We start from the raw sequence: 21072 nt of genomic DNA on the forward strand, positions 1-21072 counted from the left end.
GCTTTTGTGGTGATCTGGATCGTGCTTTCGCAGGTGCATCCCGCTTTTGATCTTTCCAATCCGTTTGTGATTTTGCTGGCTTTTGTGATTTTGGCACTGGCGATTTTTGTGATTGCCATTGTGTCGGGGCGGTTTCACGACAATATTCGGCAACTGCGTACAGAAGAGGTGTTGTTGCACGATACGGATGTGGGGCGGATAAGTGCTTCGGTAGCGGCATTTCAGTTGGGCATTGCCAACATGAAAAAGCGCAAAATGCGCACTGGCCTGACGTTTGCCACGCTGGTCTTGTTGACGTTTACCGTATTGTCCTTTACGTCGATCAAGACAACGCTCGATTTTTATCAAATTCTGCTGGATACCGAAGGTAAGTATCCGGGGCTGTTGATCCGCAGCCAGTTTTGGGGACCGCTGGAGGATACGGCTTATGATTATGCCCGCATTAATTTTTTTGATCAGGGTGAGATTGCGCCGCGTAGCTGGTATGTGACTCGAGACTTGAAAAAGACGCCGATTGAAACGCCGGAAAAAGCGACCAAAGTGCTGGGGATATTGGGACTATCGGTCAATGAACCCGCGGTCACGAGGATCGATACTTTGTTGAGCCATGGGCGGTGGTTTAAAGAGGGTGAGATCGCGTGTATTTTGCCCGGCAAAATAGCCGAATTACTCAAGGTAGAGCCTGAAGATGTTGGCAAAAAAAGCGTGCGATTATTTGGCAAACAGTTGAAAGTTGTGGGATTGATTGACGCGGAAAAAATGAGCAATCATCCGGACCTGGACGGCGAAATTTTGAGTCCGGCGGATTTTAAACTGACGGATGATGAGATCGTCTCCCGGCTGACCCAGCAGGAGACTCGCGAAAAACAGGGTCTGGAACAACCCCAGCTCGAGAACATGCCATTCGAGCATATTGACCCCGATGATATTGCCATTATTCCCTATAATATATTGCGCGAAGTGGGTAGCCCACTGCAATCTGTGGCGATTCGTTTGCACGAAGGCGTAGATGTCGAAGAACAGGTCAAAGAATATGTGTCGCGGTTGTCGGTGGTGGTATTTGCGGGCATTCCAATGGCAGATGGCAAAATCCAGGTGTCAATTTACAGTTCGATGGGATGGGGGCCATTGCCCGGCCTTGCCAATTTGTTTGTCCCCATTCTGGTGGCTGCGTTGATTGTGCTGAATACGATGATGGGATCGGTGTACGAGCGCTTTCGCGAGATCGGCATTTATTCTTCTGTGGGATTGGCACCTGTACACATCGCCTTTTTGTTTATTGCCGAGGCGTGTGTTTATGCTGTGTTGGGGACTGTCTCGGGGTATTTGCTCGGTCAAGGAGTGATCAAAATTTTGTTGTGGCAGGAGTGGTTGCAAGGGCTTAATGTGAATTATTCGGCATTGTCAACGGTGATTTCTTCGGTGCTGGTGATCGTGGTGGTTTTGCTGTCGTCGCTCTATCCCGCGCGTCAGGCGGCAATGATGGCGGTGCCCGATGTGACGCGCCGCTGGAAATTGCCCGATCCAGACGGTGATCACTGGCATTTTGAGTTTCCATTTACCGTGGGTGGCAAGGATGTGTTTGGGCTGTCGGTATTTCTGGTCGATTATTTCGAGTCGCATGTGGGTGAGTCCATGGGCGCGTTTTATACAGATGGCGCACGTTTTGGTTCGGTTGAAGCAGCAACCGGCGCGGGATATACGATTGATACGACGATATGGTTGGCACCTTATGATTTGGGCGTGAGTCAACAGGTGCATTTTGAAGCCGTGCCCATGGGTGAGCACAATATTTTTGCGATGACCCTGACCATAGATCGGCTTTCGGGCGATGCGGCATCGTGGCGGCGGGTCAATCAGGGCTTTATGAACGCGCTTCGCAAACAATTTTTGATCTGGCGAACGGTTGATCCAGGCAATCGCGCCAAATACACGGAAAAAGGGCGGGAATTGCTCTCTGCCCCCAAGGCAACGGTCAGCGCATAGTATCACGACACGGGACAATCTATGCTTTTAGGCAATCTTTTAAGACGCAATAAAGACAAACCAGAAAAGAAAAATACGCAGTTTGAAGAGATTGAAGAGTATCGCGATCTGCTTGACGAGCCAGACGAATTTGTCGATGGTTTCAATAGCAAGACCATTGTGGGTGCGTTATTTGTGTCGATTGTGATGGTGCCCGGCAATATTTATCTGGATCTGATGATCGGTGGCTCGATCGGTGCAGCGGCGCAGTGGGTCACGATTATTTTGTTCATCGAACTGGCAAAGCGCTCGTTTACCATACTCAAGCGGCAGGAAGTCTATCTGTTGTATTATGTGACGAGTTCGCTGGTCAATCGGGAGTCCAATGCGTTTGAAGGTCTGTTGTGGCATCAGTATTTTGTGCAGTCGCCCGCAGCCGTGCAATTTGGCATACAAAAGTCATTGAGTGAGCTGTGGTGGTGGGCACCTCCTGCAAATTCCGAGGCGTTGATCGAGCGCACGTTTTTACACGCCGATTGGTTTTGGCCCATTGCATTTCTGGTAATGGGCACGATTATGGGGCGCATTGCCTGGTTTACCGCCAGCTATGTGTTGTTCCGAATCACGTCCGATTACGAGAATCTGCCATTTCCGTTTGCACCCATCAACGCGCATGGAGCCATGGCATTGGCAGAAGAGAGCAGTGGAGATATTACGTGGCGCTGGCGCATGTTTTCTATTGGCGCTGTGATCGGTGTGGTGTGGGGGATGGTTTATGTAGCTGTACCGGCGATTACGGGTGCGTTTATGGAACAGCCCGTGCAGCTTATTCCAATTCCCTGGGTCGATTTCACGCAATATACGGGATATTTTTTACCCGCGACACCTCTGGGTTTCACCCTGCACCTGGGCCCCATTTTTACGGGTTTTCTCGCCCCCTTCTGGGCGGTGATAGGGTCCTTTGTCGGGGTGGTCATCCATACAATTGCAAGTCCACTTTTACACAAGCATGGATATATGCCCCACTGGTTTATGGGGATGGACACGATCCAGACACACTTTGTGACGGGTATTGATTTCTGGATGAGCTTTGGCATTGGCATTACATTTGCCATTACTGTCATTGGGTTTTATCAGGTGTGGCGGGGGGTGCGAACCGCGCGGATTGAAAAGACCGAGAAGGGATCGTGGGAGACGCCGCCCGGGCGAGGCGATTTTAAAATTTGGTTCTGCGTGGTATTATTTTGCTTGGCGAGCTTGTACACCATTGTTATATCAAAAATTTTGTTTCCGCAGTTGGTGACTACAACCTTGTTGGTGTTTTTCTTCATTTTTGCATTTGTTTATACGCCTCTCATTTCTTTTGTGAACGCCCGCTTAGACGGTATGGTGGGGCAAAACGTGAGTATCCCATACATTAAAGAAGCTACTATTTTCCTGAGTGGATTCAGAGGCATTCATATCTGGTTTGTGGATTTTGGCCTGGATAACTACGGCGCAGCGGCGCAGCGTTTCCGAGAGATTGAGTTGACGGGTACCAGCTTCAGGAGCATTCTGAGAGCCGAAATTTTTATGGTGCCGCTGGTTTTTCTGACCAGTTTTATGTACTGGTCCTATATTTGGAAGCTCGCGCCCATTCCGTCCGATGCATATCCTTACGTGCAATTGTTCTGGCCGTTGCGCGCCCTTCAGAGATGTGTGTGGATTACCAGTACCATGCGCGGCGAAGTTGACTATTCACAAGAGGGTACTGTAACGTGGACTCCGGCCAATTTGTCGAATAATGCATGGTGGTACTGGCGGGTGCGGGCAACGCCCGATGATCCGGATAGTGTACCCATTGAAGAGCGCAGGTATAGCCCGTGGTCGAGTACTGCTTATTTTTTCACCAATTTTGATGAGGCACAGCCTCCGCCATACCCGCCCGCAACTTTGAGTCGCGCTCCTCCCGATATTTCCGATGCTCTGGCTCAGGGGTTGCCTTCTGCACCGGAAATACGCAGTGCGGATGATGGGGCGCATCTGAATACGCCAAATCCAGAAATGATCATTTCCAGGGCGATGGATCCGCAGGACCGCGAGTTGTTCTATCAATACGAGATCGATCAGGTGCCTTCTTTTGACGGGGCATTTTTGCAGTCGTCAGATGATCAGCCCATTTTGTTTGAGGCTCTGAAACCCTGGGTTATTGGTACAGGATTTGCCGTTGGACTTGTATTCTTTGTTATTTTGTCCATATTTGGGTTGCCCATTTTGCTGATCTTTGGATATGTGCAAAGTTTGACCAATATTCCGCATACGATGATCACTCAGATCATTGGCGCGTTAATTGCCCGCTACTATTTCTGGAGTCGTTTTGGCAAGAAACAATGGCGCCTTTACGCGACAGTATTGGCGGTGGGCTTTTCCGTGGGCATGGCACTTGTGGGAATGGCGTCTGTGTCCATTGCCATGATCCAGAAGTCGGTATCGGTCTTGTTGTTCTGATCGCAAAGGGTTTATTTTCATAACGAAAATCCGTTGGTGATTGTGTATGCCAACGGATTTTTTTAGAGGGAATTATGGCTGACGAGCGTTTTTTAGTTACGGGTGCATTGGGGTGTATTGGCGCATGGACCGTGCACAATTTGGTGCAGGAAGGGGTGCCAGTCACGGTATTTGATCTGGCGACAGAGCCTCTACGTTTGCAATTGTTGCTGTCAGATGACGAATTGGCGCAGGTAAATTTTGTTGTAGGAGATATTGCGGATTTGTCCGCTTTTGAAGAGGCTCTGGACGATAATGATATTACCCATGTCATACATCTGGCCGGGCTTCAAGTGCCGTTTTGCAAGGCCGATCCACCACTTGGTGCGCGCGTCAATGTGGTGGGTACTGCAAATGTTTTTGAAGCTGTGAAACGCCGACGGGAGCGCATTGACAAAGTGGTCTATGCGAGCTCTGTCGCTGTTTTTGGTGCGCCCGAGGATTACGAGCCTGACGCTGTGATGCGAGATGATTCCACGTTGATGCCCCATACGCATTACGGCGTGTACAAACAGGCGAATGAGGGAACCGCGCATGTGTATTGGCTCGACGAGGGTGTGTCTTCTATAGGTTTTCGGCCCTATGTGGTCTATGGGGTGGGGCGAGATCAGGGAATTACTTCTACGCCAACGACGGCAATGCTCGCAGCAGCGGCGAATTTGCCCTATCATATTTCTTATGGTGGGCGTACGGTTTTTCAGTATGCGGATGATACGGCGCGCGCGTTTATTCAGGCTGCACGGGCTGATTACGCGGGGGCAGGAGCGTTTAATTTGGGCGGATTTGCACCCGATATGCAGGATGTGAAGGATGCGATTGATCGGGCAGCACCTGAAGCTGCGGATAAGATTACGTTTGAAGATATTCAGTTGCCATTTCCCCAGGAAGTCGATGGGAGTGGATTAGAAGCTGCGATTGGCACAGTGGCGCACAAGCCACTGACAGAAGGCGTGGCTGAAACTGTGGCACTGTTCCGCGAATTGATTGTTGCGGGAAAAATCGATTCCAAAACTTATATTGCAGAGCGATCGTGAGGATGGTATGGCTGGTCAATACGATGTTTTGATAACAGGTGGCACGGTGATAGACCCGGCTAATGGGGTGCGGGGTACATTGGATGTGGCGTTGAAGGATGGCGTGGTAGCAGCTATTGGGCGCGATTTGGGTGAGGCCGATTCAGTGATTGATGCAAGCGGATGTCTCGTGACGCCGGGACTGATCGATTTGCATACCCATGTGTACAAAGATGTGTCGAGTTTTGGCATAGAGGCCGATGAACTGTGTCCGCGCACAGGCGTGACAACGAGCGTTGATACGGGAACGGCAGGATGGATCAATTATCGCGGATTGGAGCGCTATGTAATGGCGCCGTCTTCAACGCGTATTTTGGCCTATGTCAATCTGTCGGGTGTCGGGTTGCCCTGGCGGCGCGGCGAGATGGTGTATGAAGGCTATGTATCGGCCAGCGAATGTGCGCAGACGGTTTTGAATCACCCGAAAACAGCACTGGGCGTTAAGGTGCGTTTGTACAAAGGCGTGGGTGGCGATGCGGATGTGCGCGATTTGTTGCAAATTGCCCTGGAGGCCGCCAATCGGTGCGAAAAACCCCTGATGGTTCATATCAGCAATGCCGATGTGCTTTTGCGCGATCTGCTTCAGCCTCTGCGCCCCGGCGATATTGTGACCCATTGTTTTCACGGTACGCAACCCGCGTCGATTATCGACAATCGGGGAAAGGTGATTTCTGAGGCATGGGATGCACGCGATCGCGGGGTAATTTTTGACATTGGTCACGGGTTGGGCAGTTTTAGTTACGACGTGGGGCGCGCAGCTATGGAAGATGGTTTCCCACCCGATACCATCAGCAGTGATATCCATTCGTACAATATCGATGGTCCTGTTTACGACTTGCCGACGACGATGTCCAAGTTCCTGAATTTGGGTATGTCGCTCGAGGAAGTGATTCAACGCTCAACCATTGAACCGGCACAGGTGATTGATCGAGAGAATGATCTCGGACACCTGAGGGTTGGTGCTGCGGGCGATGTCGCTATATTTGAATTGGAAAAGGGTAAATTTGAGTTGACCGATGCAATGCAGCAGGTGTTGATGGGCGAGCAGCGGTTGGTTTGTCGTGCGTCTGTCCGGGCGGGGAAGATCTGGTGGCAGAGGTGAGAAATTAATTCAAAGGAGTTTGTTATGTCCGTAGAAAATGGGTTGGTAAATCCGTTTGTTTTATCTGATGGCGATGGTTATATGTGGCTGAAGGGCAATTTGCACAGTCACTCGACAAATTCGGATGGGCGGGTCTCGCCGCAAGAACGCGTGGATGGGTATGTCAATCAGGGCTACGATTATTTGTGTGTATCCGATCACAATAATATCACATTTGTCGAGACACTGACTTGTCCTGAAAATTTCACGCTTATTCAGGGTGCTGAATTGCATCCCGATAATCCCTTTGGTGGGGACCGCCACCACTTTGTGGCACTCAATATTTCAGAGGATATGGATGCGCGGGCTATGCCCCCGCAACATGTGATTGATGAAGTAAAAAAACAGGGTGGCTCGATCTGGCTCGCACATCCGCACTGGAGCGGGATCAATATTTTGCGCGATACAATGCCGCTGATGGGTTTGGCGGGTATAGAAGTTTTTAATACGACATGTCGGTGCGCCGGACGCGGTGAGTCTTCTGTGCATTGGGACGATTGGATGGATTTGTCCGGACAATTGCTCCCGGCACTGGGCAATGACGATTCCCACGCGGCTGATTCAGAAGAGCGCGATACGTATCAGGGCTGGACTATGGTGCGCGTGAAGGAACGGTCGCCAGAAGCTATTGTTGAAGCCCTGGAATCTGGCGCGGGTTATGCGTCAACGGGGCCGCAAATTTTTGATATTCGGTTGCATAGCGGGGAAGGTCGCACGGTTGAAGTCACAGTAAAATGTTCACCTGCACAGCGCATTGCCGCGGTATTAGATTCGAGGGGGACCGAATACTATGAGGGCGGTAAGCTGTTTGAGACCGCCACTTTCAAGCTGCGGCCCGACTCAAAACACGTGCGTTTTGAGATTATTGCACCAAATGGCGACAAGGCGTGGTCCAATCCCTTTGATCTCACTGCGCTTTAGACGGTGGGGGTTTATCAGACTGTGTTGGTAGAGAATTTTTGAGAATTGGAGCGAGTCAATGCTCACGCAATTGGAAATTACTTCTCGGAAAACTGTGCTCGATGGCAAGTTGTACGGCGCTGTGGGTGCTTATGAAGCGCTGTGTGGCAGTGCGTGGTTCGCGCTTGATCCCAATCACAAACAAAACGAGGCGATTGTCGATTTAAATCTCGCGCCCGTTGACGAGAGCGGGCGGGTGATTTTTCGAGCCGATGTGCATTTGCTCAAGCCGGTTGATGTCGCTCGGGGCAACAGTACTGTGTTTTACAATGTGGTCAATCGCGGGCGAAAAAATATTTTGCCGATGTTTAATCTGGCATCGGGGGCGAATATGCCGGAGGCTGCCGCACATTTTGGCGATGGCTTTTTGATGCGGCAGGGGTACACGCTTGCCGCGTGTGGTTGGCAGGCCGATGTGCCGTCTGAATCAGATGGCGCTACCAATTTGATGACATTGGACGCGCCAGTGGTCGATGTTACGGGTCCTGTGTCGTGTGAGATTGTCGTTGATGCAGAGACGGATTTGCATTCTCTGGGTAGTCGCTATCACGATCCCTATGAACCTGTGGAAGGTGGCGATGCGGTGCTCACTGTGCGGGCGTATCCTTATGATGAAGCCGAGGAAATTGGGCGCGATCAATGGGCGTTTGATCGGTTGGAGGATGGGCGCGCTGCGATCCGATTTCCACAGGGATTTGAACCGGGGCGCATTTACAATCTGGTTTATACGGGCAAAAATCCAACTGTGATGGGAACGGGTTTTGCCGCGACCCGGGATTTTGTGTCGTTTTTGAAATACGGGACGGATGGCAATCCACTGGGCAATGCGATTGAGCGGGCTTATGCTTTTGGGTCGTCGCAAAGTGGGCGCTTTTTGCGACACATGTTGTATGAGGGCTTTAATGGGGATGAGGCTGGACGAAAGGTTTTCGATGGGGTGTTTGCCAATGTTGCAGGCGGCGCGCGGGGATCGTTTAATCATCGGTTTGCACAGCCTTCGCGGCATGCTAGCGCGCATTTTGATGCGTTGTATCCCACGGAGTGGTTTCCGTTTACAGATTTACCGCAAACAGATCCCGAAACCATGGAGAGGGGTGGCTTGTTGGATCGCTGTGACGCCGCGGGGGTGACACCGCGCATTTTTTATACCAATACTTCAACCGAATACTGGAATCGCGGTGCGTCTTTGAATCACACAGATGTGAACGGACAAGAGGATGTGGAGGTTCATCCGTCGGTCCGCGTTTATCATTTTGCAAGTACAAAACACGGTCCGGGTGATGTGCCCAAAAAGCCGCGTCTAACAGTGCCTCCAAATCCAGTGAATTTTCGCTATGCAGAACGCGCGCTTCTCGTTGCGTTAGACCGCTGGGTGCGCGAGGGCGTTGTCCCACCTGAGAGCAGATATGGTCGTATTGCGGATGGTTCTCTGGTAGATGCAGACGATTTAAAATTTCCCACTATTCCCGACTTGCAAAGTCCCAGACGCATGCGGCGCCCTTTGCGATTGAATTGGGGGGACAGATGGGATGATGGGATTATCGATATCGAGCCGCCCGAAAAAGGGCGTCCTTTTGGGGTGCGCGTGCCCCAGGTTGATGAAGATGGCAATGAGGTCGCGGGTATTCGTATGCCCGAGGTGGTCGCGCCTTTGGGTACATTTACGGGGTGGCGATATCGACAACGCGGCGCGACCGATGCGCTTGTTGGCCTGGATGGGATGTGGGTGCCATTTGCGCGCGATGAGGATGGGCGCGATGGTGATTCGCGACTATCGATTGCTAAACGCTATGGTAGCCGCGAAGCGTATTTGGACCGTGTGGCGCGAGCAGCTCGGGAACTGGTGGAGGAGCAGCTGATGTTGCGCGAAGATATAGATCGCGCTGTCGAACGGGCTGGGGAGATGTACGATTGGGTGATGATGGGGGCTGGAGACTGAGGGATTGCTACAAACCACTACCATCGGGAGGTGTTCCATGAAGCGCGTGATTAAACCCGAAGGCGCGTACCATGTCGAGATTGAAGATGTGCCTTTGCCAGAGATTCGACAGACAGAGGTGCTTATTAGAACAGAACGCACGCTGATTAGCAGAGGGTCTGAGATCTGGCGGCGGTATGTGCGAGAAGAGGCGATTGATCACCAGATGATGGGATATTCGCTCGCTGGAACGATTGTGCAGGTGGGGGCGCAGGTAGATGATTTTTCGATGGGGGAACGGGTAGCGGCTCTGGCACCGCATGCCGAGTATGTGGCTGTTGAGGTTGTCAATTCGCGCCATAAACCAGCAGTGGTATCGCTACCCGATGCGGTTACATCCGATGCGGCGACTTTTTGGCCCCTAACTACGAGTTCGGTGCTGTGGATGCGGGACACTGGGGCTGGTCCGAACGATACCATGGCGATTTTGGGGCAAGGTCTGGTGGGGAGTTGCTGTATGCAGGTTGCACGGCATCTGCACGATTGCCGTGTGATCGCGGTCGATGCCTTGTCCCTGCGCTGTGATTTGGCCGAACAGTTGGGTGCGAGTGCTGTGGTGAATGCGGGCGATACCGATCCGATTGCAGCGGTGAAAGAGCTTACGGATGGCCGGGGCGCGGATGTTGTGGTTGAAGCTGTGGGCGGACGCGCGGGCGCGCAGGCATTTGCACAGGGGCAAGATATGGTACGGGGGGGTGGATTGTTGCAGGTTGTGGGATTGTATGAGGGTGAGCCTTTGCCTCTGGATTCGTCAAAGATTCAGGGCAAACGCCTGATTGGAGGATATCTGGACGGCGCGTACCGGCCACAAGGGTCGGATACAGCGATCCAGTTGTTGATGGAAGATAAGATCCAGACTCGGAAAATGGTAACCCACCGTTTTGATTATGAGGATGCCGCAGAAGCATTTGATTTGTTGTACACGCGTCTTGATGAAACAATGGCCGTGGTGATGGTTTGGAAGGATTAGCATGTCTTCACTGCAATCTGGAATATCCGCTCACAAGCACAGGACGAGCAAGACGGCGGCACTCGCAGCAAGTGTACGTGCGTATCATCAACAGCAGAGCAAATCCCCGGTTTTTGCCGATGATTATGCGGTTGACATGATACCGTTTATCTGGCGTGTGATCGCTAAGAACAGATTGCTTAGCTGGTTCGTTGTTCACAAGGTGTTCCAATTATTCCGTCCGATACACACCGAGGTTATCCTGCGGGCCAGATATGCCGAAGACCGTCTCATGGAGGCGATATCGGAGGGTGTTGGACAGTATGTGATCCTCGGTGCCGGTCTCGATACGTTTTCTATGCGCCACAAGGAGCTTGCGGATCGCGTGCGGATATTCGAATTGGATCATCCCGCAACCCAGGCGACGAAAGAGAAACAGGTGCGCGCGGTCAACGGCGATGTTCCGTCCAATCTGGTATTTGTTCCCATTGATTTTGAGACCGACCAACTGAATGAGGCACTTACCCGGGCGGAATTCGATCCACAGAAGCCCGCTTTTTTTTCCTGGTTGGGAACGACCTATTATCTCACGAAGGACGCGATACGGGAGACATTTGATCGCGTTGCAGATGTTGTCGGGCCGGGCAGCCGCATTGTTTTCGATTATAAGCTCGCCAGGCATCTTATTCCCGAAGAGAGTTTGCCTTTTGCTGACAGGTTGGACCGATTTGTGGCTCGTCGAGGAGAACCGATGTTGTCTGTGTTTACACCCGAGGAATTGAACGAGGAGATGTCGCGCATTGGCTTTGCAGAGATAGAGACCATTCCGCCCGAGGATCAAAAACGCCTTTACCTAAAGGACAGAAGCGACCTTGTCGATCCCGCACCGAATTTTTCCTTCGCGCTGTTCGGGGTGATGAAGTGATAAAGAGGTAGCTACAATGAATAAAAACGCTAAAGAACAGGGTTTATTCGAACTCTATCAGAGCAATCCCGATGAGGCTGATTACTTATTGTTTGGCCGTGAGACGCATCCCAATAGGCGGGGGTTCTTGAAGAAGGCCGGGCTGGCGATGATGGGGGCAATGGTCGGGGCGGCGATTCCGTTTCATCGCAATATTCCGGCTCATTTTATCCCTGTCGCGCTCGCTGCGGAGGATATGATTCAGGGCAAGGATGGCTTGATCGTGCTCAATGACCATCCATTGAATGCCGAGACGCCTCCGCACTTGCTCGATGACCCTATTACTCCGACCGAGAGGCATTTTATTCGCAACAATGGCATTCCGCCAGAGAATACGGATGCAGTGGGCTGGGAACTGACGATTGATGGTCTGGTAGATAATCCCCTGACACTCAGCATTGATGATCTCAAACAGCGATTTGAAGTCGTGATCAGGGCACTGACACTGGAGTGTGGTGGCAATGGACGCGCCTTTTTTGAGCCTTCTGCGGACGGTAGTCAGTGGACCTATGGTGCTGTGGCCTGCTCCGAGTGGACCGGTGTTCGCCTATCCGATGTTCTCAAGGCGGCTGGGGTGAAAGACAATGTGGTCTATACCGCGCATGTGGGTGCCGATACCCACGTTTCTGGTGAGGAAGGCCGGCTTCCCATATCACGCGGGGTGCCGATTGAGAAGGCGATGGACGAACATAACCTCATCGCTTTCGCCCAGAACGGCAAACCGATCCATCCCATGAACGGTGCGCCATTGCGCCTGATCATTCCCGGTTGGTCGGGGTCCTGCTCGCAGAAATGGCTGACCCGCATCTGGTTGCGAGATCAGGTCCACGATGGTACGAAGATGACGGGAATGGATTATCGGGTACCCAATCGGATGATAGCGCCTGGGGAAAAAGTAGATGAGAAGGACTTCGAGATTATCCACGCTATGAAGGTTAAGTCGTTAATTACAAATCCAGATACCGGTCACAAAATGAGCGAGCGGACTCTGGAAGTGCGCGGGCACGCCTGGGCAGGAGATCGGAAGGTTGATTCTGTCCGTCTGTCAATCGACTTTGGCGCAACATGGATTGATGCAAGACTCGACGAGCCAGTAAATGCGTATGCATGGCAGAACTGGCGGGCGAAGATCGCATTTCCCAAAGCGGGATATTACGAGATCTGGGCAAGGGCGACCGATTCGGAAGGCATAAGCCAACCGCACGCCATTGTATGGAATCCGAAGGGGTATCTCAACAATTCGATGCATCGGGTCGCGGTGGTCGTTAGTTAGGGCTTTAGATTATTACGAAAAAACAGGAGCAATTATGGAGAATGGATTTTTTAAGGGTCATGGATTGGGCAATGATTATCTGGTGATGGATCCAAAGGAGTTGACGTTTGAATTGACGCCAGAGCGCATTGAGAAAATCTGTGATCGCAATTGGGGAGTAGGGAGTGATGGCATTTTGACTTTGGAAGCGTCTGACCGCGCGGATTTTGGGTTGCGGATATGGAATCCAGATGGGAGCGAGGCGGAGAAATCGGGTAATGGGCTGAGGATTTTTGCGCGGTATTTGCATGCCACTGGTAAGTTGGACAAAACGTCATTCTCCGTCGATACGCCGGGGGGATTGGTTCATATTGATTTGCATATCGACGAATGGGGCGATGCGAGTGCTGCGACTGTGGAAATGGGGGAGGCGACGTTTGAACCAGAGGCATTGCCCTGTTCGCTCGGGGTGGAAGAACTGATCGAACAGCCGATTACCGCTGCTGGCGAGGATATGGTGTTTACGGGTGTGAGTGTGGGCAATCCCCATTGTGTGGTGTTTAAGCCGAGGGGCGAGGCGTGGACGCGCGACGATTTGTTGCGCCTTGGACCTGAGTTGGAGAACCACGAGATTTTTCCGAGGCGAACCAATGTGCAGTTGGTCGTGCCCACGGGTGACCAAAAGATTTTCATTTTGATCTGGGAACGCGGCGCAGGTGAAACGCAGGCGTCGGGGTCTTCGTCATGTGCTGCGGCAAGTGCTGCGGTGCGTTTGGGACTGGTGGCGTCACCTGTGACGGTAGAAGCGCCCGGAGGCACGTTGATGATCGATGTAGATGAAGCGTTTAACCTGACAATGGCGGGACCTGTGGCAGAGGTGGCGCGGGGTACGCTGAGTCCGTCTTTTTTGCGCGAGATCGGCGTCTGATATAGGTGATATAAACGGTTAAAAGCCGGTTTGATATGCGAACACTTCGCGGGGTAAGCTCCGCGTGGTTCCGCTTTTGGACCGGTTCTTTTTGGAGCAATTTGGAAAACGGGTTGCGCAAAAAAGACAGCCGATATAGTTTATATACTGTTCACCATTGCTCACGAAAGGAATGCACCATGCCTGTAGATTCTATGGTCGAAACTTATGAGACGCAGGGATTTTTGACAGAAGTCGATGTGTTTTCAGAAAACGAGATCGGGCATTTTCGCGCATTATTCGACGATTTGGAAGCGCGCGAGGGCAAGGAGAAGTGCCAGATCGGTTTGCAGGGGCGGCATTTTGACGAAGCATTTATCTGGCAACTGGCAACGGATAAGCGTGTCTTGGACATAATACAGACAGTGATGGGTGATAATGTGATGCTGTTATCCACTCACTTTTTTTGCAAATATCCCGATCCAGAGGCAAAGATATTTGTGGCGTGGCATCAGGATATTACGTACTGGGGGCTTAAACCACCCATTGCACATACGGCATGGATCGCCATTGACGACGCGGATGTGGAGAATGGGTGTATGCGTTTTATTCCGGGATCGCACAAAAATGGAATTGCAGTACACGACAAATCGTCTCGTGAAGGCAATTTGCTGAGTATTAATCAGGAGATTCCAGATGACTATGTGGATGATAGCGCGGCGGTCGATATTGTGTTGAGGGCCGGGCAGATGTCGGTTCACGACGGGCAATTATTTCACGCGAGCAATCCCAATCGATCAAATCGACGGCGATGCGGGCTGACCGTGCGATTTATCCCCCCGCATGTCAAACAGACCACGCTCAATTCACATAAGCAGTCATGGCAGCCCGTTGTGTTGCGCGGAGAAGATCAATTTGGACATTTTCCAAAGGTCGGGATGCCATTTCCATTGTCGTGATGATTGATTTGAGGAACTGATATGGCAAAGAGAAAAGTGCTCATTACGGGGGGGACGGGTTATGTGGCCGGGCGGATGTTGCCTGTATTGCGCGAGCGATATGATCTGACGGTCTTAGACGTGAAGACGACCAATCGCCAGGGCGAGGAAGTAAGCGATGTGGTGATTGCGGATTTGACAAATCGAGATCGGGATACTTATCGGGAGTATTTCAAGGGGCAGGATGCGATTATCCACTGCGGATTTGTGCGAACAAAAGACGATGCGGATCGTTTCTGGGCAGAGATGACAAATATCGATATGGCGCACAATGTGTATCAGACGTGTGTGGAGGAAAATGTTCGACGCGCTGTGATCATCAGCTCAAACCACGCGGCAGATTATTACGAAAATCTGATCTGGGCGGGCAAGCAGGAATTTGTGACGCCAGAGATGTACCCGCTTTCCGACAATTATTACGGCTGGGCAAAGGCGCAATACGAGTTGTTGGGCTTTACCTTTGCAACGGGGTTAATGAACGAAGGTAAGAAGCTGGAGAATGTGCAGATTCGGATTGGTGGACCGCGCGAGACCGATATGGATCGCGCAAAATCCACGAATTTGAAAAGTATGCATCGGGGGTTGGGCGCGTATTTGAGCATTCGGGATCAGGTGCAGTTGATTGTGAAGAGCATTGAAGCTGAAGATATCGAAAATGAATATGGTATTCCGTTTCAAATTTTTTACGGCATTAGCGGCAATTCACACAATTTTTGGACGATTTCCAATGCGCGCAAGAAAATCGGCTATGAACCCGAGGATAATAGTCAGGTGAAATTTGCCGAACAATTGTCAAAAGTATTGTTAGAAGCGCGAGAAACATCAGAATGAATGATATGAGCGTAAAAATCGGTGGGGTAAATATTCCCGGGCGGACGGCGCTGGCGCCATTGGCTGGTATTACAGACCGGTCATTCCGCATGCTGTGCCGGCAACAGGGCGCGAGTTTTGCGGTCACGGAGATGGTCAGTGCCAAAGGATTGGCCGAGGGTAGTGAGAGGTCGAATCAATATCTCGATTTTGAGGCCGATGAGTTTCCGATTTCCGCGCAGTTGTTCGGCTCAGAACCCGAGGTCATGGCCGAAGGTGCTCGGGTTGTGGCGGAGCGCAATCCGGATATTATCGACATCAATTGCGGGTGCCCGGTAAAAAAAATCGTGACGAAAAATGCGGGTGCGGCGCTGCTCAATACACCTGATAGATTGGGACAGATCATTGTGGGAATGGTGCGTGCTGTGGATATTCCCGTGACGCTGAAAATTAGAAGTGGATGGGCGCAAGCCGATCAGGCAGTTACAGTTGCGCGGATTGCTGAAGATTCTGGTGCAGCGGCAATTGCCGTGCATGGGCGCACGCGCGAGGCGAAATTTGCGGGCAGAGCAGACTGGGATATTATCGCGGAAGTCAAAAACGCGGTTTCGATTCCCGTAATAGGCAATGGCGATGTGCGCGGGCCAGAGGCTGCAAAGGAGATGATGCAGAAAACGGGTTGCGATCTGGTGATGGTGGGGCGATGGGCTATTGGCAATCCCTGGCTTTTTAAGCGCATGGAGGTCTTTCTGAATACGGGGGAATTATTGCCTGAGCCAACGGATAGGGACCGCCTGGAAATGGCTGTTCACCATCTTAAGGCGTCTATCGCGTTTAAGGGGCTGCGCTATGGCGTCCTGGAAATGCGCCGGCATCTCGCGGCATATATCAAGGGTGTGCCCGGCGCTACTCCTTATCGTCGCACATTAATGACAGAAGACGATCCGAATCATCTCATGGATTTGCTGGGACAGATCAAAGCGGGGGTGGCGGCGTGACACCAGAACGCATACGCGCGTTGTTAGAGGCTGTTTCACAGGGTCAAACAGATGTGGATGAGGCGTTTGCACACCTCGCGCATTTGCCGTTTGAAGAGCTTGGTTTTGCGCGCATTGACCACCACCGCACGCTAAGGCAGGGGTTTCCCGAAGTTATTTTTTGTGAGGGAAAGACGGTTGAGCAAGTGATCGCCATAGCAGACCGCATTGTGTCATCGGGCGCGACACTGCTGGCGACGCGCACAAATGCTGAGATGCGGGATGCTCTGGTCGCCAAATATCCCGAAACAAATGTCAATGCGCTCGCGCGCACAGTGGTCGTCGCAGGAGAGATTCCCGCTGCGGAAACAGTCGGCAAAATTCTGGTTGTGTCTGCGGGCACATCCGACTTGCCCGTGGCAGAAGAAGCCGTGGAAACCGCGCGGGTGATGGGTAATGAAGTCGAAACACTTTACGATGTAGGGGTCGCCGGGATTCACCGTCTGCTGGCGTGTAAGGAACGTCTATTGGATGCGAGTGTGATTATCGTGGTGGCCGGTATGGAAGGGGCGTTGCCCAGCGTGGTTGGTGGTCTGGTCAATGTGCCACTTATTGCCGTGCCGACCAGCGTGGGATACGGGGCAAGTTTTAAGGGGCTGGCAGCATTGCTGGGTATGTTGAACAGTTGCGCGTCAGGCGTGACTGTGGTCAATATCGACAATGGATTTGGTGCGGGGGTCGCAGCGAGTAAGATCAATCGCGTTCGGACAGGGTGATATTTACCAGTATATAGCATGAAATAGGCGCGATTCCGTAGTAAAGGAACCGCGCCTATTGACTTTTACAGATCGAGAACCATTTCAACTTGGCCGTATCGGGAGACCTTTGCGATAAAAGGTGGCTTATGTCGCCTTACGAATTGAGCAATTCGCGGAATCGCTTTAAGAAACGCTTGGGCATTTTCCTCAGCCGTCATATTCTTGCGCGTTGCTAAGTTAAAAAGCCGTGCGTTATATTTTTGAACAGCCTGTCTCTCCATTTGCCGATATCTGATCCTGCTATCCTTTGTAAATACAATCCATCCTTTTTGTCCGCAATGGCTGATCCATGTTTCGTCGGGCGTATCCGGATCGAAGTGGTCATTATGCGCATGGACCTCCAGGGACCCTGTGAGATGCCCAATCCTGACCTGTGCTGTCCGCAGTGGCTCGATAAAAAGAGGACGATCAAGGGCGCGATCCACAAAAATGGGTGGAAGGTCAAGCGGCTTTTCTGCTTCTGGCCGATTCATACCTTATAGCCTCTTCAATCTCCCATCTCTTACGCCCATAATCTTCAGCCAGTGTGCCCATTAACTCACCTGCGTTGAACCGCTCAAAGACCAATTCGGTCGGCACACCTCTTCCCGCAAGCACAGGACGGCCAAAAGAAATATAAGGATTCATCAAGACGGCTTTCGGTTGATCATCTTCCTGAAATGGGCCTCGTGTAAAGGGATACAAGATAACGGGTCCACTTGTATCATACTCAATACGATGAAGATACATATCGATGACTTCTTCCATTTCCAGTTGTCCGCGCTTGGAGAGATTGATAAGCTGCCCGATATGTTTTAAGAACAGATCTTTTCCATCCGTTGCGAAAGTCTCAAAAGCCAGAGGGTGAGGTTGCCTGGGAAACTGTTTTTCAAGCGTGTCTAGTGCTACCCGGATATCCTGCAAACGCACCTTGTGGACTCTGCGAAGTGCCACCAGGACATGGGCCTCCACTAAGTTGACGAAGGATAGTTGCACGATTTCTGCTGGAGGTACAACAATAACGGGTTCAAAGTTGCTTCGGGCAGAGTGATACCTAACGCCTGATATCCAGGACCTGAGTGTAGAAGGCGGAATATTTAGATAGCGAGCCGCTTCTGAGACACCATAAGCAGGTGCGAAGCGCGCATCAAATTTTTCGTTGTTCATAAAGAATCACCTCCCAGTGGCGTTATTCCTTTTTTGTAGCCTCTGTGAACAAAAAGATCTACGGTGGCATTTCTCAGCCATGGATAAATAAAAAAGGTAACCTGATTGTTCTGTCAAGATTTTTTTAAAATTCACTATTCTCACTACTTTAATTCACTGGTCTTACTTGCCGTTTTGAGTGACTCCAGGGTCACGTATCTCTGGCCCATTACAAACGCCACATTCTTTCCACTCTTATCTTTCTGGTCATTGATAATCTTCTGTTTCAGCTTTACTGTCTCATCATCATCAGGCTCGCTCAGAAACATAACTTTTTGAGTCTGCCAGTTATAGTGAAGCTTCTCAATCTGTGTCAGCAATTCTTCAGCAAGGTCTTTCTGATCGCCTTCAAGAGATTCGATTCCTTCTCGTGTTAGATGTACCGATTCAATTACCTCCTTAATTTTGGGCACAAGTGGCTGGACTGCGCCTTCTGCGTAGAATGCCAGATATCCGGAAGGCTGGAAACCACGGTTAGACTGGCATATATATGCATTGAGTTTCTTGTATGTTGGCCACGCCTCTCTGGCGGCGACCACGAGGACTCTGGACTCGGTAAAGCCTGTAAGTCTGTCTTCCTGGATCATCGATATGAACTCCCTCAGAAGAAATGCTTCTTTCTCGGAAGGAGGCGCACTCTCATCTTCGAGGATTTCTTCAATGGCTTTGACCAAATTTCTAAAGTTCGACCAGATAACCCTATCTCCGAGGTTTCTTGGCTGATCGTCGTCTGGCGTCAGCAATAATAGGCGTTCGCCATGTCCGAGACTTTTCAAATGCCGCTTGACCTGTTCGGATCGCACCGCGTTAGATTCTGTCTTGGTCTCAATCCAGATATCAAATCCCGTCCTAATTCTGGCATCAGGTGTCGATCGCTCACCTTTTGGCTGATTCTCGAAAGAGACAAGACTGAAAGCAGTATCTCCAACGAGCGTTCCAAGAATTCGATCTATGTTGGGTAGGCTCAATCGTTGAAGAACAGCTAAGAACGTAGAGGTGACGCGGTTCTCGCCCTGGCGGTAAGTTGAAAACAAGTTATTGGGCATAAATTTTCTCTTTTTGGAAGTAACTTCGTTTTTGCAACCGTGAATTTACTCGTCGAATGAACCTCGAAGTGGATTTAGAGCACCCAGGCGGTTTTCATAGGGGAGAGGTGTTCCTGACGTATCGCTCAAGGGCAAGGGTGGATCTGTTTTTGCAGTCGCTTTGGTTATGATGATAAGCGCGAGAAGGCCGATGGGTACTGCGAGGAGATCGGCGGGTTGGTCGGGCGCGATTTGGAGCAGGATGAGATAGGCGATAGCACCTGAAATCATTGACCAGAGCGCGCCAGAACGATTGGCGTTGCGCCACCAGATACCCGCAGTGAGAGGGACAAAGAGGGTCGCCAGCAAGATGGACCAGGAATCGACCATTAGCGTGTAAACCGTGTCGTGCGAAAGGGCGAGATAGAGCGCGATGACGCCGAGGATAGGGACACTCAGGCGGCACAGGCGCAGTTGGGTTCGCGCGTCAATGTCGGGGCGCAGGTAGCGGATCAAATCGTTGCCGATCACGCTGGCAGGGGCGAGCAGGGCGCTGTCTGCGCTGCTCATTAGCGCGGAGATCAAAGCACCGATAAAAATGGCCATGCCCAGTGGGGGAAGATAGGTTTCTGCGAGTTTCATCATCACCTGCTCGGGGTCGGCCAGATTGGGAAATGTAAGGGTGGCTGCAATGCCGAGGAAAACGGGTAAGAGACCAACGGTCAGATAAATAATCCCAGAGAGGTAGGCACTGTTTTGGGCGACGGCTTCGTTTCGGCTGGACAGGCTGCGTTGCAAAAGGTCCTGTCCTGCGAGATTGCCCAGCCCAATTACCAACCAGGCGCGCGCATAATTAAACCATGTAGTCATGTCTGCATCGCGGGGATAGAGATAAAATTGGTCATCGGGCAGCTGCGCTCGAATGGCGGCCCATCCCCCCATGTCGCTCAAAAGAACGGGCGTCATAAAGATCAGCCCCAGGGTTAAGACGGCCACCTGAATAAAGTCAGTCAGCGTCACCGCCCACATGCCGCCTACGGTTGTATAGATCAGCACAATAGCAGCACCCAGACAGGTGCCTAATACCGCATCCAATCCCGTGAGCGCGTGGATAATTTTCCCAAATCCCACCATTAGCGACGCAACCCAGCCCAGATAGGCCGGAATCGTACATGCTGCGGCGACCACACCGGCTGTTTTGCCAAATCTCCGTTCAAAAAATTCGGCAATGGTTGAAACGCCCATGCGGCGCATCATTCGCACGTAAAACAGGCCCGCGAGAAACAGACACAGGGCTGCGCCAAAAGGATCGGCAATGATGGCTAAAAAACCGCCTTTGTAAGCCGCGCCTGCTGCGCCGAGCACAGTGCCCGTGCCAAACCAGGTGGCGGAAAGCGTGCCCGTGGCCAATAAGATGCCCAAACGCCGACCCGCAACGACAAAATCGGCAGAATCTTTGACGCGCCTGCCGGCATAGACGCCAACCAATAGGGTGAGGAAAACATAGGCGCAAAGGGCAGTGATGATGGGTATTTGAGACATAG

At 51.5% G+C, this 21072-nt stretch carries 18 protein-coding genes; 14 read left to right on the top strand and 4 right to left on the bottom strand.

Annotated features, from left to right (window positions below; all coding sequences use genetic code 11):
* The 14 genes from F4Y39_05960 to larB form a co-directional block, all read left to right on the top strand.
* Window positions 1–1986, top strand: a 1986-nt coding sequence (locus F4Y39_05960) for an ABC transporter permease (GenBank protein MYC13254.1), incomplete at its 5' end; no start/stop codon positions are given.
* Window positions 1987–2007: 21 nt separating this feature from the next.
* The gene (locus tag F4Y39_05965) at window positions 2008–4452 is read left to right on the top strand and encodes a hypothetical protein (GenBank protein ID MYC13255.1); all 2445 of its coding nucleotides are present in this window, start codon (window positions 2008–2010) and stop codon (window positions 4450–4452) included.
* A gap of 74 nt (window positions 4453–4526) precedes the next feature.
* Window positions 4527–5525 (top strand): NAD(P)-dependent oxidoreductase, encoded by a 999-nt coding sequence (locus tag F4Y39_05970; protein ID MYC13256.1) that lies wholly within the window; start codon window positions 4527–4529, stop codon window positions 5523–5525.
* A gap of 7 nt (window positions 5526–5532) precedes the next feature.
* Window positions 5533–6666 carry an amidohydrolase/deacetylase family metallohydrolase gene (locus F4Y39_05975; GenBank protein ID MYC13257.1) on the top strand — a complete coding sequence of 378 codons (1134 nt, stop codon included), beginning with the start codon at window positions 5533–5535 and terminating at the stop codon, window positions 6664–6666.
* Window positions 6667–6690: 24 nt separating this feature from the next.
* Entirely contained in the window at window positions 6691–7626 is a 936-nt protein-coding gene (locus F4Y39_05980) for a hypothetical protein (protein MYC13258.1), read from the top strand.
* A 58-nt stretch (window positions 7627–7684) separates the two neighbouring features.
* On the top strand, window positions 7685–9604 hold the full coding sequence (locus F4Y39_05985; protein MYC13259.1) for a hypothetical protein: 1920 nt from the start codon (window positions 7685–7687) through the stop codon (window positions 9602–9604).
* Between the two features lie 37 nt (window positions 9605–9641).
* A complete protein-coding gene (locus F4Y39_05990) occupies window positions 9642–10613 on the top strand; it encodes a zinc-binding dehydrogenase (GenBank protein ID MYC13260.1) in 972 nt (323 codons plus the stop codon).
* Window position 10614: 1 nt separating this feature from the next.
* Complete coding sequence (locus F4Y39_05995) at window positions 10615–11517, top strand: class I SAM-dependent methyltransferase (protein MYC13261.1); 903 nt, start codon at window positions 10615–10617, stop codon at window positions 11515–11517.
* Window positions 11518–11533: 16 nt separating this feature from the next.
* Window positions 11534–12829, top strand: coding sequence for a sulfite oxidase (locus F4Y39_06000; GenBank protein MYC13262.1), 1296 nt, complete (start codon window positions 11534–11536; stop codon window positions 12827–12829).
* 34 nt (window positions 12830–12863) lie between these two features.
* Entirely contained in the window at window positions 12864–13736 is an 873-nt protein-coding gene (gene dapF, locus F4Y39_06005; GenBank protein MYC13263.1) for a diaminopimelate epimerase, read from the top strand.
* Between the two features lie 35 nt (window positions 13737–13771).
* Window positions 13772–14674, top strand: a complete 903-nt coding sequence (locus tag F4Y39_06010) for a phytanoyl-CoA dioxygenase family protein (GenBank protein ID MYC13264.1) — start codon at window positions 13772–13774, stop codon at window positions 14672–14674.
* A 21-nt stretch (window positions 14675–14695) separates the two neighbouring features.
* Window positions 14696–15544: an NAD(P)-dependent oxidoreductase gene (locus F4Y39_06015; GenBank protein MYC13265.1), complete on the top strand. Its 849-nt coding sequence runs from the start codon at window positions 14696–14698 to the stop codon at window positions 15542–15544.
* Window positions 15541–16521, top strand: a complete 981-nt coding sequence (gene dusB, locus F4Y39_06020; GenBank protein ID MYC13266.1) for a tRNA dihydrouridine synthase DusB — start codon at window positions 15541–15543, stop codon at window positions 16519–16521. The genes F4Y39_06015 and dusB overlap by 4 nt, the downstream gene beginning before the upstream one ends.
* Window positions 16518–17276, top strand: coding sequence for a nickel pincer cofactor biosynthesis protein LarB (gene larB, locus F4Y39_06025; GenBank protein MYC13267.1), 759 nt, complete (start codon window positions 16518–16520; stop codon window positions 17274–17276). The genes dusB and larB overlap by 4 nt, the downstream gene beginning before the upstream one ends.
* Window positions 17277–17341: 65 nt before the next feature.
* On the opposite strand, the gene F4Y39_06030 is transcribed toward larB, so the two are convergent.
* From F4Y39_06030 to F4Y39_06045, 4 genes are all read right to left on the bottom strand, one after another.
* On the bottom strand, window positions 17342–17791 hold the full coding sequence (locus F4Y39_06030) for a hypothetical protein (GenBank protein ID MYC13268.1): 450 nt from the start codon (window positions 17789–17791) through the stop codon (window positions 17342–17344).
* Entirely contained in the window at window positions 17760–18464 is a 705-nt protein-coding gene (locus F4Y39_06035; GenBank protein ID MYC13269.1) for a DUF433 domain-containing protein, read from the bottom strand. The genes F4Y39_06030 and F4Y39_06035 overlap by 32 nt, the downstream gene beginning before the upstream one ends.
* Window positions 18465–18607: 143 nt before the next feature.
* Complete coding sequence (locus F4Y39_06040) at window positions 18608–19549, bottom strand: hypothetical protein (GenBank protein ID MYC13270.1); 942 nt, start codon at window positions 19547–19549, stop codon at window positions 18608–18610.
* Between the two features lie 45 nt (window positions 19550–19594).
* Complete coding sequence (locus F4Y39_06045; GenBank protein MYC13271.1) at window positions 19595–21070, bottom strand: sodium:solute symporter; 1476 nt, start codon at window positions 21068–21070, stop codon at window positions 19595–19597.
* Window positions 21071–21072 lie beyond the last annotated feature (2 nt).

The organism is Gemmatimonadota bacterium (assembly GCA_009838845.1).
Lineage (GTDB): Bacteria > Latescibacterota > UBA2968 > UBA2968 > UBA2968 > VXRD01.

Excerpts from the sequence above, each read along its gene's own strand:
- F4Y39_05965 (MYC13255.1), top strand. The coding sequence starts at position 2,008 with ATGCTTTTAGGCAATCTTTTAAGACGCAATAAAGACAAACCAGAAAAG.
- F4Y39_05970 (MYC13256.1), top strand. The coding sequence starts at position 4,527 with ATGGCTGACGAGCGTTTTTTAGTTACGGGTGCATTGGGGTGTATTGGC.
- F4Y39_05975 (MYC13257.1), top strand. The coding sequence starts at position 5,533 with ATGGCTGGTCAATACGATGTTTTGATAACAGGTGGCACGGTGATAGAC.
- F4Y39_05980 (MYC13258.1), top strand. The coding sequence starts at position 6,691 with ATGTCCGTAGAAAATGGGTTGGTAAATCCGTTTGTTTTATCTGATGGC.
- F4Y39_05985 (MYC13259.1), top strand. The coding sequence starts at position 7,685 with ATGCTCACGCAATTGGAAATTACTTCTCGGAAAACTGTGCTCGATGGC.
- F4Y39_05990 (MYC13260.1), top strand. The coding sequence starts at position 9,642 with ATGAAGCGCGTGATTAAACCCGAAGGCGCGTACCATGTCGAGATTGAA.
- F4Y39_05995 (MYC13261.1), top strand. The coding sequence starts at position 10,615 with ATGTCTTCACTGCAATCTGGAATATCCGCTCACAAGCACAGGACGAGC.
- F4Y39_06000 (MYC13262.1), top strand. The coding sequence starts at position 11,534 with ATGAATAAAAACGCTAAAGAACAGGGTTTATTCGAACTCTATCAGAGC.
- dapF (MYC13263.1), top strand. The coding sequence starts at position 12,864 with ATGGAGAATGGATTTTTTAAGGGTCATGGATTGGGCAATGATTATCTG.
- F4Y39_06010 (MYC13264.1), top strand. The coding sequence starts at position 13,772 with ATGCGAACACTTCGCGGGGTAAGCTCCGCGTGGTTCCGCTTTTGGACC.
- F4Y39_06015 (MYC13265.1), top strand. The coding sequence starts at position 14,696 with ATGGCAAAGAGAAAAGTGCTCATTACGGGGGGGACGGGTTATGTGGCC.
- dusB (MYC13266.1), top strand. The coding sequence starts at position 15,541 with ATGAATGATATGAGCGTAAAAATCGGTGGGGTAAATATTCCCGGGCGG.
- F4Y39_06030 (MYC13268.1), bottom strand. The coding sequence starts at position 17,791 with ATGAATCGGCCAGAAGCAGAAAAGCCGCTTGACCTTCCACCCATTTTT.
- F4Y39_06035 (MYC13269.1), bottom strand. The coding sequence starts at position 18,464 with ATGAACAACGAAAAATTTGATGCGCGCTTCGCACCTGCTTATGGTGTC.
- F4Y39_06040 (MYC13270.1), bottom strand. The coding sequence starts at position 19,549 with ATGCCCAATAACTTGTTTTCAACTTACCGCCAGGGCGAGAACCGCGTC.
- F4Y39_06045 (MYC13271.1), bottom strand. The coding sequence starts at position 21,070 with ATGTCTCAAATACCCATCATCACTGCCCTTTGCGCCTATGTTTTCCTC.